Origin of the sequence: Janthinobacterium sp. PSPC1-1 (assembly GCF_049897625.1) — a bacterium.
GTDB lineage: Bacteria > Pseudomonadota > Gammaproteobacteria > Burkholderiales > Burkholderiaceae_D > Janthinobacterium > Janthinobacterium tructae.
Genome location: NZ_JAFCWP010000005.1, coordinates 198,998 through 212,274, shown reverse-complemented (window position 1 = coordinate 212,274; position 13,277 = coordinate 198,998). Strand labels below are relative to the sequence as shown.

At 64.1% G+C, this 13,277-nt stretch carries 14 protein-coding genes; 8 read left to right on the top strand and 6 right to left on the bottom strand.

What is annotated here, in order from left to right:
• Positions 1–33 precede the first annotated feature (33 nt).
• From ACP7EG_RS17595 to ACP7EG_RS17585, 3 genes are all read left to right on the top strand, one after another.
• Positions 34–1,266, top strand: a complete 1,233-nt coding sequence (locus tag ACP7EG_RS17595; protein WP_426088660.1) for a GAF domain-containing sensor histidine kinase — start codon at positions 34–36, stop codon at positions 1,264–1,266.
• A 38-nt stretch (positions 1,267–1,304) separates the two neighbouring features.
• Positions 1,305–1,952 (top strand): response regulator, encoded by a 648-nt coding sequence (locus tag ACP7EG_RS17590; RefSeq protein ID WP_099760313.1) that lies wholly within the window; start codon positions 1,305–1,307, stop codon positions 1,950–1,952.
• Positions 1,953–2,107: 155 nt separating this feature from the next.
• Positions 2,108–2,803, top strand: coding sequence for a Crp/Fnr family transcriptional regulator (locus ACP7EG_RS17585; RefSeq protein ID WP_092798371.1), 696 nt, complete (start codon positions 2,108–2,110; stop codon positions 2,801–2,803).
• Here the strand turns inward: ACP7EG_RS17585 and ACP7EG_RS17580 are convergent.
• Positions 2,800–3,990, bottom strand: a complete 1,191-nt coding sequence (locus ACP7EG_RS17580) for an MFS transporter (protein ID WP_426088659.1) — start codon at positions 3,988–3,990, stop codon at positions 2,800–2,802. The genes ACP7EG_RS17585 and ACP7EG_RS17580 overlap by 4 nt on opposite strands.
• A 90-nt stretch (positions 3,991–4,080) precedes the next feature.
• On the opposite strand from ACP7EG_RS17580, the gene ACP7EG_RS17575 reads away from it, so the two are divergent.
• From ACP7EG_RS17575 to ACP7EG_RS17560, 4 genes are all read left to right on the top strand, one after another.
• Positions 4,081–4,533, top strand: a complete 453-nt coding sequence (locus ACP7EG_RS17575; RefSeq protein ID WP_426088658.1) for a winged helix-turn-helix transcriptional regulator — start codon at positions 4,081–4,083, stop codon at positions 4,531–4,533.
• Positions 4,530–5,741, top strand: coding sequence for a D-amino acid dehydrogenase (locus ACP7EG_RS17570; protein WP_426088657.1), 1,212 nt, complete (start codon positions 4,530–4,532; stop codon positions 5,739–5,741). Before ACP7EG_RS17575 ends, ACP7EG_RS17570 begins: the two co-directional genes overlap by 4 nt.
• Before the next feature lie 3 nt (positions 5,742–5,744).
• The gene (locus ACP7EG_RS17565; RefSeq protein WP_426088656.1) at positions 5,745–6,707 is read left to right on the top strand and encodes a GlxA family transcriptional regulator; all 963 of its coding nucleotides are present in this window, start codon (positions 5,745–5,747) and stop codon (positions 6,705–6,707) included.
• Positions 6,708–6,846: 139 nt separating this feature from the next.
• Complete coding sequence (locus ACP7EG_RS17560; RefSeq protein WP_426088655.1) at positions 6,847–7,548, top strand: M24 family metallopeptidase; 702 nt, start codon at positions 6,847–6,849, stop codon at positions 7,546–7,548.
• Here ACP7EG_RS17560 and ACP7EG_RS17555 read toward each other — a convergent pair.
• From ACP7EG_RS17555 to ACP7EG_RS17545, 3 genes are all read right to left on the bottom strand, one after another.
• Positions 7,545–8,624 carry a hypothetical protein gene (locus tag ACP7EG_RS17555; RefSeq protein ID WP_426088654.1) on the bottom strand — a complete coding sequence of 360 codons (1,080 nt, stop codon included), beginning with the start codon at positions 8,622–8,624 and terminating at the stop codon, positions 7,545–7,547. The two genes, ACP7EG_RS17560 and ACP7EG_RS17555, sit on opposite strands and share 4 nt — an antisense overlap.
• A gap of 69 nt (positions 8,625–8,693) precedes the next feature.
• Positions 8,694–9,725 carry a MerR family transcriptional regulator gene (locus ACP7EG_RS17550; protein WP_426088653.1) on the bottom strand — a complete coding sequence of 344 codons (1,032 nt, stop codon included), beginning with the start codon at positions 9,723–9,725 and terminating at the stop codon, positions 8,694–8,696.
• A gap of 78 nt (positions 9,726–9,803) precedes the next feature.
• Positions 9,804–10,718, bottom strand: a complete 915-nt coding sequence (locus tag ACP7EG_RS17545; protein ID WP_426088652.1) for a LysR family transcriptional regulator — start codon at positions 10,716–10,718, stop codon at positions 9,804–9,806.
• A gap of 97 nt (positions 10,719–10,815) precedes the next feature.
• On the opposite strand from ACP7EG_RS17545, the gene ACP7EG_RS17540 reads away from it, so the two are divergent.
• Entirely contained in the window at positions 10,816–11,883 is a 1,068-nt protein-coding gene (locus ACP7EG_RS17540; protein WP_426088651.1) for an SDR family oxidoreductase, read from the top strand.
• A gap of 116 nt (positions 11,884–11,999) precedes the next feature.
• On the opposite strand, the gene ACP7EG_RS17535 is transcribed toward ACP7EG_RS17540, so the two are convergent.
• Positions 12,000–12,944: an SMP-30/gluconolactonase/LRE family protein gene (locus ACP7EG_RS17535; protein WP_426088650.1), complete on the bottom strand. Its 945-nt coding sequence runs from the start codon at positions 12,942–12,944 to the stop codon at positions 12,000–12,002.
• An 87-nt stretch (positions 12,945–13,031) separates the two neighbouring features.
• On the bottom strand, positions 13,032–13,274 hold the full coding sequence (locus tag ACP7EG_RS17530; RefSeq protein WP_426088649.1) for an Imm32 family immunity protein: 243 nt from the start codon (positions 13,272–13,274) through the stop codon (positions 13,032–13,034).
• Positions 13,275–13,277 lie beyond the last annotated feature (3 nt).

Here is a 13,277-nt window from a genome sequence, read left to right as displayed (position 1 = left end):
CCGGGCGCCCCACTTTTCAGATTCGAGTTCTTCATGCATGCGCCGCGCAGTCAACCTTCCCGCAAACAACTTCCAGCGTCGCGCTGGCGCCAGCGCCGCCTGGCGCAAGCCGCATCGGGCCTGAGCGCCGCGCAGGAACGCCAGCTGGCCACACTGCATGAGATTTCCACCCTGCTGGCGGGACAGCACGCCATCGATGCGCTATGCCGTGGCTTTCTGCACCACGTGATGCAGTTCGCGCAAGCCGAAGGCGGCACCGTGCGCATCCTCGATCCGCAGCACGATACCGTGCACATCATCGTGCATGAGGGCATTTCGGACGCCATGGTGGAAGAGGAACACTGCATCCGCAATAACGATTGCCTGTGTGGCGCTGCCGTGGCGCAGGGCGTGATCCAGATCCGCGATTTCCGCCAGGTCGATGCGCTGCAGCGCTTCCGCTGCCAGGACGAAGGTTTCATCGCCATCGCCGTCTTTCCCATCCTCGCGCGCGACCAGGTGGTGGGCAGTTTTTCGCTGCACTTTGCAGGCCCGCAAGCGGTGCATGCGCAGCAGCAGGGCTGGCTGGAAACGCTGGGCCAGAGCCTGGGCATCGCCATCGAGAACCAGCGCCTGATCGCGCGCGAGAAGGAATTTGCCGTGGCGCGCGAACGCAGCCTGCTGGCCGAAGGCTTGCATGACAGCATCGCGCAAAGCTTGAATTTCATCAGCTTGCAAGTACAGATGCTCGACGATTCCGTGCGCCGGGGACAGCTCGACGAAGCGGCCGAAGTGCTGCCGCTGATGCGCATGGGCGTCGAACAAAGCTACCAGGATGTGCGCGAATTGCTGGTCAATTTCCGTACGCGCTGGCATGGCAGCGACCTGGAAAGCAAGCTCAGCGAAGTGTTGGCCAAGTTCGAGCTGCAGACGGGCGTCGTCGGCACCCTGGACATGAGCGGCAATGGCGCGCCGCTGGCGCCGGAGCAGCAGTTACAGATCCTGTTCATCGTGCAGGAAGCGCTGTCGAATATCCGCAAGCACGCGCAAGCGAGCAACGTGGCTCTGCGCGTGGAAAACGGGCGCGACTTTGCGTTGCAGGTGCGCGACGATGGCGAAGGCTTCGCCGCCAACCTGCGCGACAAGAAAACGGAATTGCAGATCGGCTTGCGTATCATGCAGGAAAGAGCCGAGCGGCTCGGTGCGCAATTTGCCATCGACAGCACGCCCGGCGGCGGCACGACGATCTCGCTGGCCTTGCCGGCAGCCCGGCGCCAGGCTGCGTAACAGAAGATTCATTCTTACCAGGTAAAAGATACAAATACGTGAACGCTCCAATCAAAATCCTGCTGGTCGACGACCACACCTTGCTGCGCAGCGGCGTCAAGCTGCTGTTGCAGCGCAATCCTCTATTCCAGGTGGTGGGCGAGGCATCGAACGGACTCGACGGCGTGCGCCTGACGGCCGAGCTGCTGCCCGACGTGGTGCTGATGGACTTGAACATGCCCGGCGTAACGGGCGTCGAAGCGCTGCAGCTGATCTTGCAGGACATGCCGCAGATGGTGGTGCTGATGCTGACCGTGTCGGAAAACGCGGCCGACCTGGGCGCGGCCCTGCGCGCTGGCGCACGCGGCTACTTGCTGAAAAATATAGAAGCCGAGCAGCTGGGCCAGGCCATCTGCCGCGCCGCCGCCGGTGAATCCGTGATTGCCGACGCCATGACGGCCAAGCTGGTGTCGCAATTTCGCGCGGGGCAGAACGCGCCTCAGGCCGACTACGACAAATTGACACCGCGCGAACGCGAAGCCATGGCCTGCCTGGCGCAAGGGCTGAGCAACAAGGAAATCGCGCGCCAGCTGGACGTGGCCGAAAGCACGGTGAAAATCCACGTGCAAAACATCCTCAAAAAGCTTAAGCTCAGCAGCCGTGTGCAGATCGCCGTCTACGCCGTCGAGCGTGAGTTAAGCAAATAAAGATCAAACAATGCGCAAATAAATGGCAAAAAATGCGCGATTGTTTGATCTGTATGGCGTTCCGGCCTAGACAACCCTAGTTCCTTTGACGTATGGCCTTGACGGTGCCTGCGCATTACACTCTTAGTCATTCGCTAATCTAATAAGAGAGTGTCATGCATAAGGTCAACGTCGATGGCTTGCTATCGAGCCAGGCTCTGTTCCGCCATATTTCCCCTTCGCAATTAGAACAATTGCGCCAGGATGTCGTGCGCGTCGAAGTGGAAAAAGGCAAAGTGCTGTTCCGCAAGGGCGAAGTGGCTGAAGGCGCCTATGTGGTGGTCTTCGGCCTCGTCAAACTGAGCGTGTTTTCCATGGAAGGTACCGACAAGGTACTGGAACTGATCCGTCCGGGCCAGAGCTTTGGCGAAGCCATGATTTTCCTCGACGAACCGTATCCGTTCTGCGCCGAAGCGCTGGAGCACTGCCTTCTGCTGCGCATCCCGCCGCACGCGCTGCTGCGCCTGCTGGACCAGTCGCCGCGTATCGCACGCCAGATGATGAACAGCCTGTCGCACCACCTGATGGGTTTTATCCGCAACGTGGAACGCTGCTCCGTGCAGAACGCCACCCAGCGCGTGGTCGAGTATCTGCTGCAGGCATCGGACCAGCAGCGTTCGAACGAGGTCAAGCTGGACCTGAAGAAAAGTCTGCTGGCATCGTTCCTGAACCTGGCGCCCGCCACCCTGTCGCGCGTGCTGCACCAGCTGACGGACTTGCATTTGATTAAAGTCAGCGGTTCGCTGATCCAGATCCAGCCCGACGCATTGAAGACGTATCGCCATGGTTCCGCCACGGCGCTCTTGAACTAAGTTTTTTCAGCAGGCAAGGTCAGCCGCCAGAACAGCAGGGCGAGCAAGCTGACCGCCGCGCCCAGCGCGCATACCGCATGCCAGCCCGCCAGCGCATACACGCTGGTGGCGGCAATTGCACCGAATCCGCTTCCCACCGCATAAAACAGCATGTAGCACGCCACCAGGCGGCTGTGCGCGTCGCTGTCGTCCTTGAAAATCAGGCTCTGGTTCGTTACGTGGATGGCCTGGCCCGCCAGGTCCAGCGCGATGATGCCGATAATCAAGGGCCACAGGGCCGTACCGGCAAAGCCGAGCGGCAGCCACGCGGCCAGCAGCAATAGCAGCGCCGCGCCCGTCGTCCATTGCGCCCGGCCCTTGTCAGCCAGCGCCCCCGCGCGCGCCGCGCCCAGCGCACCGATCACGCCCACCAGGCCAAACGCGCCGATGGCCGCATGGCTATAGCCTTGCTCAGTCAGTGGCAGCACCAGGGCGCTCCAGAAAATATTGAAGACGGCAAACATCAGCAGGGCCAGCATGCCGCGCACGCGCAGCACCTTGTTGTGCAGCAGCATGTCCAGCATCGAGGCAATCAGCGCGCCGTAGGCCAGCCGTTGACTGGCCGGCTGCGCCGGCGGCAGCTTGCGCCACAGCAGCAACAGCAGGGCGCAGGCGATGGCCGCCGAAATAAAATACACGGCGCGCCAGTCGGCCAGGTCCGCCACCACGCCGGACAGGGTGCGCGCCAGCAGCAAGCCGATCACCACGCCGCCCTGCGCCATGCCGACGACTCTGCCCCGCTCATGGCTGGCCGCCGCGCTGGCCGCATAGGCGATCAAGCCCTGCGTCATGGCCGTGCCCAGCAAGCCCACCAGCAGCATGCCACCCAGCAAGGCGGGCGTGGAACGGGCGCAGCCCAGCGCCGCCAGAGTGATGGCAAGCAAGCCCAGCTGGAACAGGGTCAGGCGGCGCCGGTTCAGCATGTCGCCCAGGGGCACCAGCAGCAGCAGGGCCAGCGCGCAGCCGAGCTGCGTGGCCGTGATGACCATGCCGCTGGCGGCGTCCGTCATGCCGAATTCCCGCGCCAGGGTGGCGAGTAAAGGCTGGGCGTAATACACATTGGCCACGCTGAGGCCGGCTGCGCAGGCGAACAGCCAGACGAGGGTGGGCGGGAGTGCTGTCGTGAGGGGAGGGTTTGTGTCGCGCATGGGCTAGTCCATAAGTGGTTTCAAATTAAAACCAGTTGGAGTCTACGCCGGGAAGTTTTAAAATGCAACCAGTCAATCAAGGAGACACCCGTGGCCAAGCGCAAGAGCCTGAAAACCGACCCCTGTCCCGTGGCGCGCGCGCTCGACGTGATCGGCGAACGCTGGTCGCTGCTGATCGTGCGCGACGCCTTCGACGGCATGCGCAGGTTCGGGGAATTCCAGAAAAGCCTGGGCGTGGCGAAGAACATCCTGGCCGACCGCCTGCACACGCTGGTGGAAGAGGGAATTTTCACCATTGCGCCCGCGTCGGACGGCACGGCGTACCAGGAATATGTGCTGACGGCCAAGGGGCTGGGCCTGTTCCCCGTCGTCGTCGGCTTGCGCCAGTGGAGCGAGGCGCAATTGTTTGAACCAGGCGAGGCGCACTCCACCCTGCTGCAGCGCGGCTCGGGCTTGCCCGTGCGCCGCATGGACGTGCTGGCGCTGGACGGCCGCGTCTTGCAGGCGGGCGATACCGTCGTGCACAAGGTGTCGCCTCAATGACGCGGGTGGCTGTGCTCGGCGCCGGCATCACGGGCGTCACCACCGCTTACGCGCTGGCGAAACGGGGCGTCGAGGTCACCCTGATCGAGCGCCACCGCTATGCGGCCATGGAAACGTCGTATGCGAACGGCGGGCAATTGTCGGCCTCGCACGCGGAAGTGTGGAACCACAAGGCAACGATATGGAACGCCTTGAAATGGATGGCGCGGCGCGATGCGCCGCTGCTGCTCAATCCGACTCCCGGCTGGCACAAGCTGAGCTGGTTTGCGGAGTTTCTCGCCGCCATGCCGGACTACGAGCGCAACACCATCGCCACGGCGCGCATGGCGATCGCCGCGCGCGAACACTTGTTTGCGTGGGCGCAAGCGGAAAACATCGCATTCGATCATCGCCGCGCCGGCATCCTGCACGTGTATCGGGACCGGCGCGGCTTCGAGCGGGCGGCCGGCGTATCGCGCCTGCTGGCCAAGGGCGGCTTGCAGCGGCGCGCCGTGAGCTTGCTGGAAATGCGCGCCATCGAGCCGGCCCTCACCGGCGACTTTTACGGCGGCTACTACACGGACAGCGATTCCACGGGCGACATCCACAAATTCACCAGCGGCCTGGCCGACGCCTGCGTGCGCCTGGGCGTGACATGCCGCTATGGTCAGGAAGTTACTGCGCTGGCGCGCGAGCATGGCAAGGTGCGCGTCAGCATCGGCGAGGACAGCACCCTGTTCGACGCCGTCGTCATCTGCGCGGGCACGGCCAGCCGCGCCCTGGCGGCAATGCTGGGCGACCATGTGAACGTGTATCCCGTGAAAGGCTATTCGATCACCGTGCAGCTCGATGACGCCGCCAGCCAGGCGGGGGCGCCCAAGGTCAGCCTGCTCGACGACGCGACCAAGCTGGTCAGCAGCCGCCTGGGCGAGGACCGGCTGCGCGTGGCGGGCACGGCAGAATTCAATGGCATCAATTACGACATCCGCGCCGACCGCATCCGCCCGCTATTGCAGTGGGTGGAGCAGTGCTTTCCTGACGTGAATACGCGCAAGGTGATCCCGTGGGCGGGATTGCGTCCCATGCTGCCGGCCATGCTGCCGAAAGTAGGGCCGGGCAAGGCCCCTGGCGTGTACTACAACACGGGCCACGGCCACCTGGGCTGGACCCTGGCAGCCGCGACGGCGGAGCTGGTCGCGGCGCAAGTGGCAGCCATGGCAAAGGATTGAGCCATGCCGACCATCGCCATCCTCATCTTTCCCGGCGTGCAGGCGCTCGACGTCAGCGGACCTATGGACGTGTTTGCCGAAGCGAACAGTTTCTTGCCTGCGGAGCAGCAATACGCGATCGAGGTACTGGGCACCCAGGAAGGCTTGCTGCGCTGCTCGAATGGCTTGAGCCTGGCCGCGCACCGGCATTATGCGCAGGCAAACGACGCCTACGACTTGTTGTTGGTGGCGGGCGGACCCGGCTTGCCGGCGCAGCCGTACGATGCCGCCCTGAGTGCCTGGCTGGCGCGGGCGGCAGGCAAGGCGGGCCGCCATGGCTCCATCTGCAATGGTGCGTTCCTGCTGGGTCATGCAGGCTTGCTTGATGGTAAAAAAGTAGCCACGCACTGGAACGACGCGGCGGCGCTGGCTGCCCGTTTTCCACTGGCGCAGGTCGATGCGGACAGCATTTATGTGCACGACGGCAAGCTGGTCAGTTCGGCCGGTGTAACAGCCGGTATCGACCTGGCGCTATCCTTGCTGGCCGACGATGGCGGCGCTCCGCTGGCGCTGCAGGTGGCGCGGCGCCTGGTGGTGTACACGCAGCGCCAAGGCGGGCAGTCGCAGTTCAGCCCGCATCTGACGCCCGTGGTGGACGCGGCTTCGCCCGTGGCGCAGGCACAGCAATACGTGCTGGCGCATCTGGGCGAGGCGCTGGGCGTGGACACCCTGGCGCAATTGGTAGCCATGAGCCCGCGCAACTTTGCCAGGATCTTCGTGCGGGAGCTGGGCGTGACGCCTGCCCGGTTCATCGAAAGCGCCCGGCTCGACTCTGCGCGCGTCTTGCTGGCTGTCAGTGACGCACCGCTGAAAACCATCGCCTGGCGCTGTGGTTTCGGCACGGCAGATCAGCTGCGCGCCGTGTTCCTGCGGCGGCTCGGCGTGTCTGCCAGGCAATACCGGCAGCACTTTTCCAGCAGCCGCTAGGCACGAGGGAGGGGATGGCAGGAATGCTTGCCACGCTGTCCGGAAAACACGGCAGCCAGTACCCCCGCTGCGCCTGCCGCAAACCTATACTTTTCCTGCTGGCGCGCCACTTCGGCCGCGCCCTTGAGGAAAATCAAACATGCACACCATACTGGACGCCGAGCGGGTCGGCCCCGCCTACACTGAGGACGGCATGCTACTGGCGCGCCGCAAGACGCGCGAAGCGCTCGCCGCGATTGCCGCGCGCATCCGTCCCGGCATGCTGGAAGAAGACGCCGTGGCGATGGCGAAGCAGGTGCTGCTGGACATGGGGCTGGCGCTGAGCTGGCACCCTACGCGCGTGCGCTTCGGCCGCAATACGACGAAGCCGATGAAGCGCGCCTCCGAGCCGGGCGTGATCCTGCAAGAGAACGATATTTTCTTTCTCGATATCGCGCCCCGCGTGCAGGCGTGGGAAGGCGATGGCGGCGCCACGTTTACGGTGGGCGCCAGCGAACAGCAGGCGGACTATGCCCGTTGCGCGCGCGATGCAGAATACCTGTTCCATCAGGTGCGCGGCGTGTGGCAGCGCGAGCGGCTGACGGGGTCGGCCCTGTATGCCTACGCAGAGAAGGAAGCGCGCAAGCTGGGTTGGGAATTGAACTTCGACCTGGGAGGGCATCGCGTGTCCGATTTCCCGCACGCCACGATTTACGCGGGTGCGCTGGCCGACGCCGATTTTTCGCCATCGTCCATGCGCTGGATACTGGAAATTCATTTGCGCCATCCAACCCTGCCGTATGGCGCGTTTTTCGAGGATATGCTGCTCGACGACAGCTATTACGCTGGCCCCTGCGGCTAGTTCTTCGGCAGCAAATCGCTGAGCGCGGCGCGGCCCTTGACGGTGAGGAAGGGACCGACCTTGCTGTAGGGTAGTAAAAAGTCGTTTTCGCAGCCGCTGCCGTTGGAGTCTTCCCAGAACGACACACCTTCCGGCTTCAGTGACAGGTGGAAGCGGCCACGTCCGTCGTAATCCGTGCCCTTGCATTCGGCGTCGATTGTCACATTCTTGAAGAGGGCCTGGCGCAGGCGATCCGGCAATTCGGCCTTGTCGTCGCCATCGCTGGCGCTGGCGCCAAACCAGTTCCACACGTCCGTTTCCTGGCCCGTTTTCACGTCCCAGGTGCGGAATTTAATGGAGATGCCGCTGGCGCCATAGCCGGCCGGCCAGCGGTAAAACTTGAGCGTCACCCAGCGCGGCGACCAGTAGGTGGGCTCCGCATACACTTCGTCTTCCGTCGTGAAACCATTGCGGCCCAGATATTCGCGGCGCGTGGCATAGAAGTCTTCCAGATCCTTCTTGTTCTTCGCCAGCACGGTGCGCAGCTGCGCGTTGATTTTCGCCACGCCGTCGCCGGGGGCGATCAATTCCACGGTGATGGTGTCGCCCACTTGCAAGTTGCGGTATTGCTTGCCTTCGAAGGCGATGGGTTTGCTGACCTTGGTACTGGGAAAGTCTTCCAGCGCCAGGTTGTAGGCATCGCTGGCGCAGGATGGATGGTCGCGGTCGCCCGCCGCTTCCAGCAGGGTCAAGGCCAGGGGCAGGGTCTTGCCGCTTTTCGGCTCCGTCCAGGTGCCGATGAGCTTGCCGCCCTGCGGTGCATTGAGTTTCCACGTGCCCGTGGTATCGCCCTTGGCATCGGATTCGCTCCAGTCGCTCTTGCCGTTCGGCTTGGCCAGCATGATCGGTGTCTTGTAGCGCGTGTAGTAGTAATTGCCGCTGCGGTCAGATCCTTGCGTGGGGCTGGGCTGGTTGAAGCAAGCCACGATATTCGCCTTGCCCAAGGTGCCTTGCCACACGCCTTGCACGGGCGGTTCGGCCGCCATGGTGATATGCAAGGCGGGCAGGGTCAGGCAGGCTAGCAGAAAGCGGCGCATCGGTTTTTCCTGTGATTGGCGATGGCCGATTCTACATGGCCATCGCCTGGATATGCCGCACGCCAACTTTTACGCTGGCTTTTCCTGCGCCACCACGGCCATCGCCGCGCCCAGGTATTGCAGCATGGCGGCGTCGACAAAGCTGCCTTCCATCAAACGCGGTTCCTGCTGGTGCGCCTGGCGAAATTTCAGCTGCGTGGCGGGGGCCGTGCCCGCATACGCGCGGAACAGGTCCAGCCACTGCCGCGCCAGTTGCAGCACGGCCGGATCGGTGGGCGGCGTGCGCGCATCGATGGCGGCGCGCACGGCGGCGATCAGGGCCGGCCACTCGCCCGAACGCTTGCCGTAATTGGCGGCCAGGTGCGCATATTCCTGCTCATCGAGGAAAGGGCGATACAGCGCGATGCGCGAGGCATTGAAGGCGGCGATGATGAATTGCATCAAGTCCGCATCGATGCTGGTCGTCGCTTGCATCGATGGCTCCTGCGCGTGCATGTCGTTCAGCCGCGCGAACAGGCCAGGGTGGGCGCCCGTGTCGCGCACCAGCTTGACCATCCATTGCGTGGCCAGCGCCTGCGCTTGCGCATCGCCGGGGCTGGCGCCCGCGTCTTTGACGGCGCGCACTCTCGCTACCAGTTCTTTCCATTCCTGTTCCACGGCCGCGTCCGACAGCAGCGGCAGTTGTTGCAGTTCTTCGTGACTAAAATATTTGTCGTACATGGTCATCAACTCCATTGTGGTGAGCCACTCGGCCAGTTCCGGCGCCTGCCCTTGCGCCAGTTGCGCCTGCAAGCTGCACAGGCGTGCGTGCAAGGTGGAAGCCTGCGCGATCTGGCGTTCCAGCATGGCGATCTGCTGCGCCACGATGGAATGCAAAGGAAGATCCGGGCCGGCGAGGGCGTTGGCAATATCGGCCAGCGACAACCCGAACTTGCGCAGCGCCATGATCCGGTGCAGCCGGTCCATGTCGCCGTGCTGGTACAGGCGGTAGCCAGCTTGCGTGCGCGCCGAAGGCGAGAGCAGGCCGATGCTGTCGTAGTGGTGCAGGGTGCGGATGGTCAGGCCCGTGAGCCTGGCCAGTTCACCGATTTTCAACAGCATCGTTTGCTCCTTTCCTGGTGCGTACGGACAGCATCGATCCTGACGTCACGTCAGGGTCAAGGGAAATATTCAACTGAGTCAATTGATCGTCAGCCGCTGCCGCAGTTCCTGCAGCAGGGTGCCCGTCTTCGGCGTCAGCTGGCGCGCCAGCGGCCAGGCCAGGTACAGGGGCAAGCCTGGCGTGGCCAGTTCCGGCAAGATTGCCACGATGGCGCCCGTGGCCAGGTGTTCCTGCACCAGCCAGGTGGCCAGCTGCGCCACGCCCAGGCCCGCCAGCACGGCGGCCGTGCGTGCTTCCGCGTCGCCCACCGTCATGCGTGGCGACGCCAGGCGGTATTCCACCTGCCCGCCATGTTCATCGTGTGGGAAGAGCCACGGCATGGGCGAGCCGTCGCCGCGACCGTAGGCGATGCAGTCGTGGCCATCCAGATTCGCGATATCGGCGGGCGTGCCGCGCCGCGCCAGGTAGGCGGGCGCCGCGCACAGGATCAGCTGCTCGTCGCCCAGGTGCATCTGCCCCAGCGCGGCCGGCCAGTGCGAGGGCGCGCCGATGCGCACGGCGATATCGATGCGCTCCTCGAACAGGTCGACGAAGCGGTCGCTGAAGGCGATCGACGGCTGCAGCTGCGGATATTTTTCGCACAGATCAATCAGCGCCGGCATCACGCGCAGGCGGCCATAGGATGCCGGCACGCCGATGCGCACCTTGCCCGCCAGTTCCGTCGCGTGCTCGGCCAGCACGTCTTCCGCGTCCGCCAGTTCCTGCAGCACGCGCTTGCAGGTGGCGTAATAGGCGCGGCCAGCGTCGCTCAGTTTCAGCCGGCGCGTGCTGCGCTCGAACAGCAGCACGCCCAGCCGTTCTTCGAGGCGCGCGACGCTCTTGCTGACGGCCGAGCTGCTCAGGTGCAGGCGCTCGGCCGCCTTCGTAAAACTGCCCGCGTCGGCCGTGGCGAGGAAGGGCGTGAGGCCTTTTAGATGTTCCGATGAAAACATGATTCGCGAATTTTATTCATGAATAAGGTGAAATAGTATCGCGGATAAGAATTTCAGTCGCGGATATGATGGGTTTTTCTTTCGGAGGCTTTCTAACATGCAAAAACACGCCCTCATCATCGGCGCCAGCGGCGTCATCGGCAGCAACCTTGCCACGCACTTGCTGGCGCAAGGCTGGCAGGTGACTGGCGTCTCGCGCGGACGCACGCCCGTTCCCGTTGGCTGCACGGCTTTGCCACTCGATGCGACGGATGGCGCGGCCGTCGCCGCCGCGCTGGCGGGCCTGGACGCCAGCCACGTTTTCTTCACGGCCTGGGCGCGCCAGGCCAACGAGCAGGAAAACATCCGCGTCAACGGCGCCATGGTGGCCAACGTGCTGGCCGCGCTGGGGCCAAACGGCCGCTTGCGCCACGCGGCGCTGGTGACGGGTCTCAAGCATTACCTGGGACCGTTCGATGCGTATGGCAAGGGAACAGTGCCTGTGACGCCGTTCCGCGAAGAGCAGGGCCGCCAAGACGTCGAGAATTTTTACTATGAGCAAGAAGACCGCCTGTTCGCGGCCGCCGCTCAGTACGGCTTTACGTGGAGCGTGCACCGCCCGCACACCATCATCGGCTATGCGCTGGGCAATGCCATGAACATGGGCCTGACCCTGGCCGTGTACGCGAATTTGTGCAAGGCCAGCGGCGCGCCCTTCGTCTTTCCCGGTTCACCCGCGCAGTGGCATGGTTTGTCCGACATGACGGACGCGGGCCAGATCGCGCGCCACCTGGCGTGGGCGGCGGATAGCCCCGCCGCACGCAACGAGGATTTCAATATCGTCAATGGCGACGTGTTTCGCTGGAAGTGGCTGTGGCCGCGCCTGGCTGCGTATTTCGGCGTGGCAGCGGCGGACTTGCCGGAAACGATGGCGCCGCTGGCTGAGCGCATGCAGGATGCGCCCGCGCAGTGGCGTGCTATCGCGCAGCAGCATGATCTGGCGGAAGCCGATATCAGCCGCCTGGCTTCCTGGTGGCATACGGATGCCGACCTGGGCCGGCCGATGGAAGTGATGACGGACATGGGCAAGAGCCGTAAGGCGGGCTTCCTCGACTACCAGGATACGCAAGATGCCTTCTTCAATCTGTTCGAGAAGTTGAAGGCGGAGCGCGTGATTCCCCGCTGACCTGGTCGCGGCCAACGATGTTGTCGGCTTACGCCGTTCCGGCTAAGCCGACCTACCGGGTCATCGTGGTAGTGCGTAGGTCGGCTTGGCGCGCAAGCGCGTAAGCCGACATCCTGCTATTCGGCCTTGCGCCGCTCCTGCGCCCGCTGCCACTCCAGGCCCGGGCGGTCGACGCGAAATTGCAGCAGGCGTCCCTGCACCACTTCCGTCACATACGCCGTGCGGCCGTCGGGGCCGCCAAAGGTGATGTTGCTGGGCTTGGCGCCGGGCACGCTGATTTCGCGCAGGATGCGGCCCTGCGGCGACAGTTTCACCACCGTGCCCTTGCCGTAGCGCGTCACGTAAAGGTTGCCGTCGACATCCACGCGCATGCCGTCCATGCCGAAATCGTCAAACTTGATCAGCAAGCGCTTGCCGCTCAGGCTGCCGTCGGCGGCAATGTCGTACATCCAGATATTGCGCTGCACGCTTTCATTCACATACAAAATCTTGCCGTCAGGACTCACTTCGATGCCGTTGGCCGTACCCATGGTGTCGAGCGCCAGGGTCACCGTGCCGTCTTGCGCGATGCGCCACACGCGGCCCGTGTTTTCCTTCCAGTTCGGGTCGCTCGCGTACAGCACGTCGTCAGCCGTGATGGCGATGTCGTTCGGCTGCGTCATGCGCGGCTCGCGCGCGTGGATGGTGAGCGCGCGCGTGGCCGGATCGACCAGGTAAATCGTGTGTTCCATGTAGTCGGCCAGATACATCTGGCCCCGGCTGCCGAAGCGGATGCCGTTGGCGATGCTGGTGCCGGGCAGGGTCAGCCACACTTCGCCGCTGCCATCGGGACGCACCTTGCCGATGGTTTGCTGGCGCGCAAAGTTGACGGCGTAGATATTGCCATCCGCATCCACGGCCGGGCCTTCAATGCCCTTGGTAAAGGAATGCGCGGGCGTGAAGGTGGTGGTGAGAAACAGCGCTTCGTGCGCGGGCGGACTGGCGCAGGCGGACAGGCTGGACAGCGCGGCGGCCAGCACGGCGGCGCGCAGCGTCGGCAGGGCGGTTCGGGTATCGGACATCAGGGATCTCTGTATGGCAAAGGTGGCGTATGTTACCCGAGGCGCAGCAAGCGGGGCGCCATTGTATGCCTTACCCCAAGCCTCACCTCAGGCCGCCACCACGATCAGGTCGGGGAAGTCGTCCTGCCAGCCGGCCCAGGCATCCTGCAAATGCGCGTGCATGCCGGCGCGGTCTTGCGCCAGATCAAACTCGTCGGCGCTGGCCAGCAGAAAATGGGCGATGGCGCGCAGGGTGGCCGGGTCGGCGTGGATGGTCACGTCGGAGCAGGGCAGCGCTTGCTCGGAAGGCGTGTCTTGCAGGTAGCAGTGCAGCGATAAGTGTGGGGTCATGGT

What these genes read in the sequence shown, in the direction of transcription:
- ACP7EG_RS17595 (WP_426088660.1), top strand. Translation starts at nt 34, where the DNA reads ATGCATGCGCCGCGCAGTCAACCTTCCCGCAAACAACTTCCAGCGTCG.
- ACP7EG_RS17585 (WP_092798371.1), top strand. Translation starts at nt 2,108, where the DNA reads ATGCATAAGGTCAACGTCGATGGCTTGCTATCGAGCCAGGCTCTGTTC.
- ACP7EG_RS17580 (WP_426088659.1), bottom strand. Translation starts at nt 3,990, where the DNA reads ATGCGCGACACAAACCCTCCCCTCACGACAGCACTCCCGCCCACCCTC.
- ACP7EG_RS17570 (WP_426088657.1), top strand. Translation starts at nt 4,530, where the DNA reads ATGACGCGGGTGGCTGTGCTCGGCGCCGGCATCACGGGCGTCACCACC.
- ACP7EG_RS17565 (WP_426088656.1), top strand. Translation starts at nt 5,745, where the DNA reads ATGCCGACCATCGCCATCCTCATCTTTCCCGGCGTGCAGGCGCTCGAC.
- ACP7EG_RS17560 (WP_426088655.1), top strand. Translation starts at nt 6,847, where the DNA reads ATGCACACCATACTGGACGCCGAGCGGGTCGGCCCCGCCTACACTGAG.
- ACP7EG_RS17555 (WP_426088654.1), bottom strand. Translation starts at nt 8,624, where the DNA reads ATGCGCCGCTTTCTGCTAGCCTGCCTGACCCTGCCCGCCTTGCATATC.
- ACP7EG_RS17550 (WP_426088653.1), bottom strand. Translation starts at nt 9,725, where the DNA reads ATGCTGTTGAAAATCGGTGAACTGGCCAGGCTCACGGGCCTGACCATC.
- ACP7EG_RS17545 (WP_426088652.1), bottom strand. Translation starts at nt 10,718, where the DNA reads ATGTTTTCATCGGAACATCTAAAAGGCCTCACGCCCTTCCTCGCCACG.
- ACP7EG_RS17540 (WP_426088651.1), top strand. Translation starts at nt 10,816, where the DNA reads ATGCAAAAACACGCCCTCATCATCGGCGCCAGCGGCGTCATCGGCAGC.
- ACP7EG_RS17535 (WP_426088650.1), bottom strand. Translation starts at nt 12,944, where the DNA reads ATGTCCGATACCCGAACCGCCCTGCCGACGCTGCGCGCCGCCGTGCTG.
- ACP7EG_RS17530 (WP_426088649.1), bottom strand. Translation starts at nt 13,274, where the DNA reads ATGACCCCACACTTATCGCTGCACTGCTACCTGCAAGACACGCCTTCC.